General features: G+C 69.7%; 10 protein-coding genes. 6 read left to right on the top strand and 4 right to left on the bottom strand.

The features are described from left to right. Window positions 1-10: 10 nt before the first annotated feature. From I0C86_RS09560 to I0C86_RS09550, 3 genes are all read left to right on the top strand, one after another. Complete coding sequence (locus tag I0C86_RS09560) at window positions 11-250, top strand: acyl carrier protein (RefSeq protein WP_196200861.1); 240 nt, start codon at window positions 11-13, stop codon at window positions 248-250. 118 nt (window positions 251-368) lie between these two features. After that, the gene (locus I0C86_RS09555; RefSeq protein WP_196200860.1) at window positions 369-1,853 is read left to right on the top strand and encodes an FAD-binding protein; all 1,485 of its coding nucleotides are present in this window, start codon (window positions 369-371) and stop codon (window positions 1,851-1,853) included. Then, on the top strand, window positions 1,850-3,658 hold the full coding sequence (locus I0C86_RS09550) for a non-ribosomal peptide synthetase (protein ID WP_196200859.1): 1,809 nt from the start codon (window positions 1,850-1,852) through the stop codon (window positions 3,656-3,658). The genes I0C86_RS09555 and I0C86_RS09550 overlap by 4 nt, the downstream gene beginning before the upstream one ends. A 145-nt stretch (window positions 3,659-3,803) precedes the next feature. Here the strand turns inward: I0C86_RS09550 and I0C86_RS09545 are convergent, their stop codons facing one another. Further along, window positions 3,804-5,489, bottom strand: a complete 1,686-nt coding sequence (locus I0C86_RS09545) for an RICIN domain-containing protein (protein ID WP_230393872.1) — start codon at window positions 5,487-5,489, stop codon at window positions 3,804-3,806. Between the two features lie 386 nt (window positions 5,490-5,875). On the opposite strand from I0C86_RS09545, the gene I0C86_RS09540 reads away from it, so the two are divergent. Continuing rightward, window positions 5,876-6,961, top strand: a complete 1,086-nt coding sequence (locus tag I0C86_RS09540) for a DUF2293 domain-containing protein (protein ID WP_196200858.1) — start codon at window positions 5,876-5,878, stop codon at window positions 6,959-6,961. An 80-nt stretch (window positions 6,962-7,041) separates the two neighbouring features. On the opposite strand, the gene I0C86_RS09535 is transcribed toward I0C86_RS09540, so the two are convergent. Together I0C86_RS09535 and I0C86_RS44405 are read right to left on the bottom strand one after the other, a co-directional pair. After that, entirely contained in the window at window positions 7,042-7,281 is a 240-nt protein-coding gene (locus I0C86_RS09535; protein ID WP_196200857.1) for a zinc-ribbon domain-containing protein, read from the bottom strand. Between the two features lie 80 nt (window positions 7,282-7,361). Then, window positions 7,362-7,490, bottom strand: a complete 129-nt coding sequence (locus I0C86_RS44405; RefSeq protein WP_255527667.1) for a hypothetical protein — start codon at window positions 7,488-7,490, stop codon at window positions 7,362-7,364. A 260-nt stretch (window positions 7,491-7,750) separates the two neighbouring features. Between I0C86_RS44405 and I0C86_RS09525 the strand changes: the two genes are divergently transcribed. Continuing rightward, window positions 7,751-9,295: an endo-1,4-beta-xylanase gene (locus tag I0C86_RS09525; protein WP_196200855.1), complete on the top strand. Its 1,545-nt coding sequence runs from the start codon at window positions 7,751-7,753 to the stop codon at window positions 9,293-9,295. Between the two features lie 212 nt (window positions 9,296-9,507). Here the strand turns inward: I0C86_RS09525 and I0C86_RS09520 are convergent, their stop codons facing one another. After that, complete coding sequence (locus I0C86_RS09520; RefSeq protein WP_196200854.1) at window positions 9,508-10,395, bottom strand: hypothetical protein; 888 nt, start codon at window positions 10,393-10,395, stop codon at window positions 9,508-9,510. A gap of 318 nt (window positions 10,396-10,713) precedes the next feature. Here I0C86_RS09520 and I0C86_RS09515 point away from each other — a divergent pair. Next, window positions 10,714-12,169, top strand: a 1,456-nt coding sequence (locus I0C86_RS09515; protein ID WP_196200853.1) for an ATP-binding protein, incomplete at its 3' end; no start/stop codon positions are given.

Raw genomic sequence — 12,169 nt, 5'->3', positions numbered from 1 at the left:
TCCGATCGGAATGGACGAGATCGAGCAGATGGTACGCCAGGTCTGCGCCGAGGCATTGGGACGCGACGATGTCGGGCCGACCGACGACCTCGTCGACGCGGGTCTGGACTCGTCGCTCACCATCGAGGTCATCACCCGGTTGCAGATGCAGTACGGCGTCGACGTCCTGGACGAGTTCTTCGTCGAGCCGACCGTGGCGCACCTCGCCCGGGCCATACAGGAGAGATCCCTGCCCTCCACCGAGGGCTGATCGGCGTCACCATCGCCCGGTCTCAATATGTGGTTGGCTGGTCGCGTCGACTCCCACCGATAGGCACAGTGGAAACACCAGGTCCTTGCTACCACGGCACAAGTCACGGGGGAAGTGCGTGTCAGCAGCAGGAGCGACCGTCTGCGTGTTCGGCGCCGGCCTCAGTGGCCTCATGGCCGCCATCAAGATCCGCGAAACGTGTCCCCGGCTGCGGGTGGTGATCGTGGAGAAGTCGGCGCCGGAGAGCAACACGCAGATCTCCGGGATGCGGATCCGGGCCGGCGTCGGTCACCGCCGTGACCGGCCGGCCGCGCAGGAGCTGTACCGGGTCCTGGCCGACCGTGGTGACGGCGTGTGTACGCCGGAGATGCGCCTGTTCACCGACGTTCTGGTGGAGCAGTTGGACCATTGGCAGCGCCGGCACGACTTCGTCGGTCAGGTCGACCGCCCGGAATGGTTCGGCCCGCAGTGGGGCCGGCCGAACCGGGCAGGGTACGGACGAGGGCGGTCGGTGCTGGCCTGGCTGCGGCGGGCGGCGACGGCCGCCGGTGTTGAGTTCGTCCGCGGCGAGCTACGCCGTCTGGGCATCGAGGGTGACCGCGTCACCGGCGCGCTGACCGTCCCGCACCGCGGCGCACCCGAGGTGGTACGCGCGGCCGCGTATGTGTTGGCCTCCGGCAGTGCCACCGGCCTGCTCTTCTCCTCCACCAACAAACGCATACACTGGTCGGCCCACGAGGTCGCGTTCCACAGCGGACTGCCGCTGGTCGGGTCGACGCTGCACATGGTCCACCCGTTCGGCAACTGCGGGGCGGACGGGCGTCCCCGGGTCGGCTGCCTGGAGACCGACCTGCTCGCCGGTCATGTCGTCCACGGCGCCACCGGCCCGGACGAGTGGGCCTCTGCGCTGCTGGCGCGGCACCTGGCGCACGACCACCTCTCGGAGCTGGCCCGCCGGCTGTCGGAGCAGCCGCAGCCGCTCAGGCTCGTCGACGCAACGGGCCACGTCACGCATGCCAGGACGTCCCAGCACTACCACCATCTGGGGGTACTCACCGCCGACGGGGTCCGGATCGTCGGGCTGTCCAACGCCTTCGCCATCGGCGACGCCTCCAGCATCGGGCACTGGACGGCATACCGGGAGCGGCATCCGGGCTTCGCGCTCGCCAAGTGCCTCGTCGACGCCGAACTGCTCGCCCGGGCTCTGGCGGGCAGCGAGCTTGCCGACACGGACGGAACTGCCCCGGCGGCGGCCCGGTACCGGCCTCCGGAGCCTCGACCCAGCGCGGCGGACCTGGCCGACATCGCCTCGGTGAACACCGCCCACCTCTTCGCGCTCGTCCGTGCGGCCGACGGGCACGCCCGCGAGGAGGTCGCCCGCGCGTGGGTCGGGGCTGCCCGGAAACTCGTACGGCGCGACAACCCCAGTACGCTGGCGCTGTTGGGGCTCGTGGTGGCGCAGGCGCACACTCAGGTGGCGGCCGGCGCCCGCGAACCGGTCCCGTTACACATCGACGGGGCAATGCTGGTGATGACCGAATCGGCAGTGGCCATCCGGTCGACGCCGGCATCGACAGTGAGGCTGCCAGGAGGCACGGCATGACATCCGTCCAGTCACCGGGCTACGCACCGGTGCCGGCGCTCGCCCCTGCCGACAGTCCACGCTTCGACGACCTCGTGTGGGCGCAGGCGCGCCGGAGTCCGCATGCACCAGCGGTGCTGGGCCCGGGACCGGTACTCACCTACGACGAGCTGGTCGACCGAGCGGCGGCGCTGGCGACCCGGTTGCGGTCCGCCGGTTGCGGAGCCGGGACGCCGGTGGCGCTGGTGCTGGAACGATCACCCGAGCTGTTGGTGGCGATCCTGGCCGTGCTGCGGGCCGGCGGTGTCTGCCTGACGATTGCGCCGGGTGACCCGGAGCTGAGGATCGAGCAGGTCCTCGACGAGGTGGACCCGCCGCTGGTGGTGGTGGCTGACGCGACGCGGGTCGGGACGGTGCCGGGGCAACGCACGGTGCTGTCGGTCGTGGAGGGCGTGGCAGAGCCGGCGGACGATCCGGGCTCCGGCGGCGACGCCACCGCGGCCGCGTTCATCTTCTGCACCTCCGGATCCACCGGCCGTCCCAAGCCGGTCGTCGTGACGCACCACAACTACACCAGCCAGCTCGACTGGGTCGTCGCGAACTTCGGCCTCTCCCCTGCCGACGTGCACCTCCTCAAGGCGCCCACCAGCTTTGTCAGCCTGCTGCGCCAGGTGATCTGGCCGCTGGCCACCGGAGCCGCGATCGTTCTCGTGGAGCCCGGCCGCGAGCATGATGTGGATCACCAGGCCGAGCTGATCGACCGGTACGGGGTGACGTTCGCGACCTACATCACCCCGGCGCTGGACGCGTTCTGTCGACATGCCCGGCGACCACTTCCGTCCGTCCGGAACGCGGTGACCGGTGGTGACCGGTACCCGATCGGTCTTGCTTCTGCGTTCTGCGCCGCCTTCCCGCGCGCCCGCCTGCACCACACCTACGGGATGACCGAAGGCACCCTGATCACCTGCGCCCTGATCGACCGGCCGGACGCCGACGAAGCCTCCCTCGGCGTCGTCGTCCCGGGCGCCCGAGCCGAACTGCTCGACGACGACGGTGCGCCGGTGGCCATGGGCGAGGTCGGCGAGATGCACATCGGCGGCGTTCCTCTCACCCCGGGCTACCTCGGTCGGCCCGAGCTGAACTCGGAGCGCTTCCGCACCGGCCCGGCCGGACCGCTGTTCAGCACCCGCGACCTGGCCCGTCTGCGATCCGACGGCCGGTTCGAGCTCGTGGGCCGCGCAGACGACATGGTCAAGATTCGCGGGTACCGGGTAGAGCTGGGCGAGGTGGAGCGGGCGCTGCGCCGCCACCCGTCCGTTGCGGACGCGGTGTGCCGAGCGACCACGGGCGGCGCCGGAGACATCCGGTTGACCGGATATCTTGTGCCGGTCGACACAACATCCCCGCCGCCGGACGCCGAGGTGCTCGACTTCCTCGCCGACCGGCTGCCCGCGTACATGCTGCCGGCACACCTCCTGTGGCTGGACGCCCTACCGCTCACCCCGAACGGCAAGGTGAACCGCGCACAGTTGCCGGTGCCCACCGCAGGCCCGAACGTCGCCGCAGACGCCGGTGACGCCGGCACATCAGGCGGTACGGCAGCGGCCGTGCACGCCGCGTGGGTCTCGATCCTGGGCGTCACCGAAGTCGGGCCGCACTCCGACTTCTTCGCTGACGGCGGCAACTCACTGGCCGCCGTGGAACTGGCCGGGCGGCTGTGCGAGGAGCTCGACGTCGACGTTCCGGTGACCCTGGTCTTCGACCACCCCACGCTGCCCGCTTTCGCCGCTGCCGTGCACGAGTTGGAGATTTCCGTCGACGGATGACGATTGCGCTCCCCTCCGTGGCTGGCGGCGGAGATCGGTCGCGACGCCGGCGAAGCTGACAGCGCAGGTCGACGACTGTGCTCACCAGATCAGGCACGGCGCGGGTTGGCGCCGTGCCTGATCTGGCGGTACGCCGGGCACGCGATCAACTACGCAGGCTCCAGCGCTGATTGGCCTGGCCGTTGCAGGCCCACAAAACGATCTTCGTACCGTTGGCGGTGCCGGCACCGGTGGCGTCCAGGCACAGCCCGGACTGCTGGCCCGTAATGGTGCCGTTGGAGTTGACGTTCCACTGCTGGTTCACCTGGCCGTTACAGTCCCAGATGATGACCTGAGTGCCGTTGCTCGTGCCAGCACCGCTGGCGTCCAGGCACTTGGTGCCGCCGTGCGCCGTCAACTGCCGGCCGGAGGTGTACGTCCAGCGCTGTCCGGTGGCGGTGCCACAGTCCCATAGCTGTACCTGGGTACCGTTGCTGGTGGTCGAGTTCGGCACGTCCACGCACCGCGCGGACTGACCACCCACTATCTGCTGCCCCGTCGGCGCTGGCGGCCCATCCCCAGGCGGCAGCACCGTGATGGTGGAGGTCTCGTCGATGTTGTTGTGCGGCACGTTCACGGTGGTGCCGTTGTTCGTCAGCGTCACCACGGAGTCCTGCACGGTCACCGGGCCAGCCACCGCGCCGCCGCCGTTGTACGGGACCCGCTCGACAACTACCCGCACCTGGTTGTTGCGGACGATATCGGTGGTGGCATCGAGCCGCTGCAGGTTCACCGCCACGTTGCCGGTCGTGCGGCCACCACCGACGAGCACCTTCGCCACCCCGGTGTCCCTGGTGGCGAAGGCGTCATAGTTGGCGCTCGGTGTCACCGAGGCGATCTGACCGGTCTGCGAGCCGTAGAAGCGGTAGACCCACCACTCCCCCTTCGGCTGGTACTGACCCGCCGAGTTGCGGGTGAGCAGGTTTCCCAGATCGTTGTGCAGGTTTCCGCCGCCTGCCCAGTTGGCGCGCAGCCCGTCAGCCCCGGCCCGCTCCAACCGTGCGATGTACCACGAGCCATCGCCAGGGTTCTGCTCGTTGGACGCGCCGTACTCGTTGATCTGATACGGGCGCGGGTGCGGGATACCCCGGGAATCCAGTGTGGAGTTCGCCGTCGCCACGTTCGCCACCGGGTCGCCGGGCAGGCTGTGCCAGCTGATGATGTCGGGAACGACGTTGTTGGCACGGACGAAATCGAGATACTGGACCCACCAGCCCCCGGTCGACGGCACACACGCACAACTCGGGCCGACGATCAGATGGCTCGGGAACGCGGCCCGGATGCGCTGGTACGTGCGCCGCCACAGCTCGAAATACTGCGCCTGCGGCCGGTTCCAGAACAGGGTGATGTTCGGCTCGTTCCAGATGTCCCACTGCACGGGCGCGCCGGTCGCCCGCACATCGTCGATGAGCCGGGTCAGGAAGGCGTCGTAGTCCGTCCAGCTGTTGTTGTCGCCCGGGAACCGGGAGATCGGGTAGCCATCCGCGCCCCACAGGTCGTGCGGCAGGATGACGAACTCAGCACCGAGCGATCGGGTGCGCAGCAACTGCGCCCGGGTGGCGTTCCACCGGCGGTCGTATCGCCCTGACACCCAGCCGCCCGGACTGTCCAGCTGGGCACCCCCGGCACGCATGTAGCGGAACTTCACGTCCCGGAAGTAGCTGTCCGGCGGTCCGGACGCGTTCTCGGTCATGCCGTAGATCCAGCCGGAGGCACGGTACGTGGGGGTCCCGGATGCCGCCGAGAAGTTGACGCTGATGGACTCGTCGGCGGCGTACGCGGGCTGGGCCATACCGACCATGGCTCCTCCGGTCAGCACGGCCGCCGCGAGGACGGCGACGAGGCCCCGACCCCTCAAGCCGCGACGTCGCGCTATGTCCACTATTGACAACTGCTTCTCCCTTCCGCGGATCTGCACCCCCGTGAGCGAATCGTTTCGATCACGTTACCAGTCAGTCATCGATCTGAGTATATCTATGAGTTGGTCTGCCAGGTCAGGCGAGCTTTGACCTCCGTGGACCGGGCCGTCGCCGAGGCGAACCGATTCGCCGCCCGGCGAAGACTCGCACCGCGATGTCGACCCTGCTCACCGGATGCCCCGGGTACGGGCGGAGACGACGACGAACCGGTTGGAGCGGATGCTCCATGGTCAGCGCGCCTGGCTATCCTCGCGGAATCATGCCTACTCCCCCGCCCTCGCCTGACGGGCAGCCGCCCGGCTCGAAGCTGGAGCGGCGTGTCGTCACCGCCGCGCAGGCCGCGCTGGCCCGCCATCGACATGTCTCGCCGCTCCTTCTGCTCAGCGCGCTCGGTTGGCTGCCGGGCAACGTGGTGGACCGGTGGCGCCAGGGCCGTGTTCCGGAGTTGGATCGGAGTGCGGCGGTGCCGCCGTCCCGGCTGCTGGAGGCACTGGAGATCTTCGGTCGTTGGGCCCGGGACGAGGGACTCCAGCCGGACGAGGTCGACTACCTCGCGGCGACCCGCGACCGCCGCCCGCTGCGCTTCACCACCGACGGCAGTCCAGAAATCGAGCGGGCATACCGGACACACTGGGCCTCGGGCGCGCTCTCCCAAACCGCCCGGGCGCGGCTGCTACAGCGGCAGAGCACGCCGCCCGACCTGGTGGTGCACTCGGCGGTCACCAACTGGACCTGCGCCGAGTGCGGAGAGACCGGAGAACTACTCGTCTCCGAGGACGCGCAGACCCTCTGCCTGACCTGTACAGACCTGGATCATCTGGTCTTCCTGCCCGCCGGAGACGCGGCGATGACCCGACGAGCGAAGAAGGCCAGCACCCTGTCCGCCGTGGTGTTGCGGTTCAACCGGGCCCGCAAACGGCACGACCGGTTGGGGCTGTTGGTGGAACCGGCCGGGCTGGACAGCGCCGAACGGCAGTGCCTGGGTGACGAGGCCGCGCGGCTGCACCGCCGCGAGCGGGACCGGGAACGCCGGGCCGATCAGGACGTGACGTTGACGGCCCGGATGACCGAGGAGATCCTTCGACTCTTCCCAGGTTGTCCAGCGTCCCGAGCCGAGGCGATCGCCGGACACACCGGGCTCCGAGGTAGTGGCCGGGTCGGGCGCTCCGCGGCCGGCCGCGCCGTGGAGCAGGACGCGATGACCCGCGCGGTGATCGCCTCGATCCGGCACGAGGACACCGAGTACGACCAGTTGCTGATGGCCGGCGTCCCCCGCGCCGAGGCACGGGAGCGGATCCGGACCGACATCGAGCGCGTCCTCGCCGGCTGGCGCTCCGACGCCTGACGGTCGCCGGGCCGTTCCGATGCCGCAGCCACCACCCGCGAGGGTCAACTCGAACCCCGCACGTCTACCTCCGCCCCGTACTAGCCGGGTACCAGAGCACGTGCCTCGTCCGCTCCGATGCCCGTACGCGTGCCGCAGAGCGGGTTGGTGCAGTAGAGCACGTGCTTCGTCCGGACCCGGAACAGCGGTACGAAGAAGAGACTGAACCGGGTGATCTCGCGCACCAGCAGCATGCTGCCGGACTGCCCGCAGACCCGGCAGGCCATCGGGACCAGCCCCAGCCGCTCCGACCTGGTGCGCAGACCGAAGATCAGAAACATGCGGTACCCCTGTTCGCCTGGATCGCGTCCGATCTGGATTCGCCGGACTCCTCCACGGTGATACCCCGCTGCCAGCCGGCTCAGCCCTGGACGGTGATCCGGGACAGCACGTCCGCCGGGAGCGGCCCGCCGTCGGCCAGTCGCGGCCGCAGCCGTTCGGCATACAGCGGCCTCGCTTCCGGAAGGTTTCCGGAAGGTGTTGACATCATGGCGGATCCGTATCGATACTTGCTCATCGACAGGTGTCTAACCCTTGCAGGTCGGGTTGATCCCAGGACTCGCCGCATGGTCGTCGACCATGACAAGCATCCAGGGACGGCCGCAGGCCAGCCACACCGGCGACAGCGCCGCGTCAACCGGGTTCAGCCTCAACGACGCCACCTGCCACTGAATGCCCCACCGGTCCGGCACCTGCCGGCTCCGGCAATGAATGTCAACCACTTGATGCTGACCTGTAAGGAGATCCCTCGTGAGCAGCAACCCGAGCCAGCACAAGAAACGTACGAGAATCGCCCTGCTGCCGGCGGCGGCGCTACTTCTGGTCGGCGGCACTGTGTTCGTCCAGTCGACCGGGCCGGCCGTCGCGGCCGAGACGACGCTGCGGGCCGCGGCCGCCAAGGCTGGCCTGTTCTTCGGCGTCGCCGCCTCACCCGGCCGACTCAGCTCGATCGTCGGCCAGGAATTCAACCAGCTCACTCCAGAGAACGACATGAAGCCGTCGACGATCGCCACGTCCAGCGGCGCCCTGCAGAACACCGGCGCCGCGGACACGCTGGTGAACCACGCGCAGTCCAACAACATGGTGGTCCGCGGTCACACCATGGTGTGGCACTCGCAGGCGGGTTCACTGCAGGGCGCCAACCAGGCGACGCTGAACACCTTCATCGGCAACGCGTTGACCCGCTGGGGCAACAGGATCGCGTACTGGGACGTGGTCAACGAGGCGCTGGAGGACAACAACACCGGCAGACGCCGTACCCAGTGGCCGCACACCCTGAACCGGGACGCGAACGGTGACGGCGACTTCTTCGACTCGACCGACACCGACGTCATCCGGGACTCGTTCATCCGGGCCAAGCAGGTCGTGCAGCAGAACAGCCTGAGCACCAAGCTCTGCATCAACGACTACGACGTCGAGGGCCTGACCGTCCAGGGCGGCACCGCCAACCGCAAGGCCAACGCGTTGTACGACATCGTCCGGACCTACCGGCAGTACATCGACTGCGTAGGCTTCCAGTCACACTTCAACGACAACCCGAACAGCATCATCAGCAACGATCTCCAGGCCAACATCCAGCGGTTCGCCGACCTCGGCGTCGAGGTGCACCTCACCGAAGTCGACATCGACGACGACCTGAGCAACAACGACATCGGCCAGGGCCAGGCGGACAACTACCGCAAGGTCGTCCGCGCCTGCCTGAACGTCGCCAGGTGCACAGGCATCACGGTCTGGGGCATCTCCGACAGCGAGTCGTGGCGCTCCTCCGAGCGTGGGCTGCTGTTCACCGGCGGTAACGGCAACTACCAGCGGAAGGCCGCGTACACCGCCGTACTCGACGAACTGAACAAGGGCCGCACCATCTCGCCGACCACTCCGCCGGTGACGCCGACCACTCCGCCGGTCTCACCGACCAGCACGCCGGTGCCGCCGACCACTCCGCCGGTGACGCCCTCGGACCCCCCGGTGTCGCCGTCTGTGTCGCCCAGTTCGCCGCAGCCGCCCGCCGGCTGCTCGGCGTCGGTGTCGCTGAACTCGTGGACCGGTGGATTCGTCGCCACGGTCCGGGTCACCGCCGGCTCCGCGCCGATCAACGGCTGGTCCGTCGGGCTGACCCTGCCCAACGGCGCCACCGTGTCGAACTCGTGGAACAGCACTGCCACCGGCACCAGCGGCGCTGTGCGGTTCAGCAACGTGAGCTACAACGGCCGGATCGCCGCCGGCCAGTCCACCGAATTCGGGTTCCAGGGTACGGGGACCGCCACCGGAATCACCCCCACCTGCACCGCGTCCTGACCGGGTCCGGTCCGGGACGGACATCGACTGTCCGTCCCGGACCGGCCCAACCTGTACCGTTCGAATGTTCGGTTCGACCACGCGGGCCGCCCGTACTCGTCAACGTCGTCGGCAGCGGTAACGACGGCTCCAGGATCAGCAACTGGCACATCGTCCGGCAGCCGAGACCCGCGCCTTGGATCGAGGAGGGCGCGGGTCCCGCTTCCGGTCTGTCAGACGATGCACTGAGCCAGGGTGTTGGTCTTGGTGTTCACCGCCGAGTTGGCCTGGCCCGAGGCGTACCAGCTGCTGATGCCGCCGGCCCGGGTGGCCGGAATCGACCAGATGGTGCGGCCGGGTGCCTCCGACCCGTTGAGATTACTCAGGTAGACGCCGCCGCTGACGGCGGTCCAGCCTGCCGGGCAGTTGGCGAAGTCGCCGACGAAGTTGCCGGGAACCGTCGCGACGCCGACCTGGACGATGTGGTCACGCCGCGGGCTCGCCATCTGGGCGCACTGCACGGTGATGACCATCGAGTCGGTGAGGACGCTGTCGGTGCCGGCAAAGGTCCACTTCGTGCCATCCGCGGACGGCGCGTTGGCGACCATGTTCCTGCCGTTCGCGCTGGTGCCGTGCAGGGAGTTGACGTAGTGGCCCCCGCCGCCGTAAGCGTAGAACCCGGCCGGGCACTGCAGGAAATCGTGCCGGAACGCCGAGCCGTTGCTGGGGAATTCCTTGGTGAGGCTCGTGACCACGCCTAGCCGGCCGACCGGAGCGCACGTCGCGGTCACGGTCAGCGCGTCTCCAGGGGCCGTGATCCGGCCGGTGGCGTTCACCAGGGTGAAGTTGCCTGCGGGGCGCAGCGTGTCGAGGATGACGCCACCGGCGGCGGCGGCGACCACCTTCGTCCCCGCCGAGCAGGTCACCGTCCCCTCGACCACCGTCTGGCCTGGCGCGGCGAAGAAGTTCCGGCTCTCCTGGGTGAGGCCGACGGGGCTGATCGCGGCCGCGGCGGGTGACGCCGGACCGACGGCCACCGCCGCCACCGCCACCATGGCGAGGACGGCAATGCGTGCGAGGGTGCGTGCCGATGGGCCGGCACGCCGGGACATGATGTTCATGAGCTACCTCCGGATGTGGTTGGGATGTGTCGCTCGGCGCCGGAGACGATGGCTTCGACGGCCCGTTCACCTGGCTCTCGCATGGGCGGTTCCTCTCGGGTCATGAGTGGTTGTCGCCCTTCGACCATGGCCTCTCACGGCCTGCGGCACGAGGTACCGCGGCGGCATTCGACCGGCACTTCGCCGCCGGGTACAGCCGGCACTTCGACGCGACCCGGGAACAGTCGGCCTCTCGATACTTGCTGGCCCGTGCGGCGGTCCGGGTGGCACATTGCAGGCAGCGGCACCGTTCCGGCCGCAGGGCGAGGAGATGGTCGGATGGTGGGCGATCTCGTCCGCGCCAACCGGCGACGGCTGGGGCTGTCGCAGGAGGACCTCGCCCACCGGGCCGGGGTGAGCGTGCGCGGCATCCGCAAGATCGAGGCCCGCCAGACCGGTACGCCCAGGCCCGCCACGGTACGGCTGCTGGCGGATGCCTTCGGCCTGGCGGGCGCGGAACGTGATCGCTTCTTTCAGGCGGCGCTGGCGCTGGACGACGCCCCGACAGTGACGCGGTCCGGCGAGCCGGGTGCCGTGCGGCTGGTCGGCCGGGACCAGGAACTGGCCATGCTGGGGAGTCACGCCACAGCCGCCCGGGACGGCGGATTTCGCCTGGTGTGGGTCGGCGGTGAGGCCGGCGTCGGAAAGTCGGCGCTCACGCGAGCGCTGATGTCCGCCTTGACTCAGCAGGGGTGGCGCACGGCCCTGAGTCGTAGCCCAGAGGTCGACGGCGCGCCGTCCGCGTGGGCCTGGGCGGACATCGTCCGCGCCCTGCTCGGTGGCGACGACCCGGGCCCGGACGGCACGCTGATGGACCGGCTCCGGCCACTGATCGACGACGGGACTCCGGCGCCCGGCCGGCCGGCGATCCCGCCGTTCTGGGCCGCCCGGGCTGTGGTGGACCTGGTCCGCCTGCGAACCGGACCCCAGCCGCTACTGGTGATCCTCGACGACGTGCATCGCGCCGGAGAGGAGACCCTGCAGATCCTCCGATACGCGGCCACCGAACTCGCCGATCGTCCGGTGCTGGTGGTGGCGACCCTGCGGCCGACCGAGGTGGGCCCAGCGCTCAACGCGACCAGGGCGGCCCTGACCGGTCCCCGCTGCACCCGGATGGACCTCGCCGGTCTCGCCGAGCCCGACGTGGCGCTGCTGCTGCACGAATATCTGGGCGTGGTCGTCGCTCCCGAGGTCGTCCGGCTGATCGCCACGCGTACCGGCGGGAACCCGCTGTTCGTGGGCGAGACCGCCCAGTTGATCGCCGACAAGGGGTCCGCTGCCGCCACGGAACTGGTTCCGCCCGGGGTGGGCGACGTGCTGCGGCGCAGGTTGGCGAGCCTGCCCCCGGCGGCATTGGCCGCACTGCGTACAGCGGCCGTATTCGGCATCGAGGTCGAGGTGGAGGTCCTGCTCTCGATCGATCCGGCCGCGGCGGACACCACACTCGAAGGTCTCGAGGCGGCCGTCCGCGCCGGTCTGCTCACCGAGCCGGCGCCGGGCGCCGTCCGCTTCTCCCATGTGCTCGTCCGCGACACCATCTACCACGACCTGCCGGGCCTGCGCCGCGTCGACCTGCACACCAGGGTGCTGAACACCCTGGCCCGGGTCCGCCCCGGCAGCGTCACGGCCCTGGCCCACCACGCGCTGGCCGCCGCGGGCCCGGCCACGGCGTGGTCGGCGGCGGTCCGGGGCGCCGAGGCCGGTCGCCTCGCCCTGGACGCGTGCGCCTACGGCG

The sequence above is a fragment of the Plantactinospora alkalitolerans genome (assembly GCF_015690345.1).
In the GTDB taxonomy this organism is placed as follows: Bacteria; Actinomycetota; Actinomycetes; order Mycobacteriales; family Micromonosporaceae; genus Plantactinospora; species Plantactinospora alkalitolerans.
Note: the sequence above shows the minus strand (reverse complement) of the source record. Positions and strands in the feature narration are given on the sequence as shown.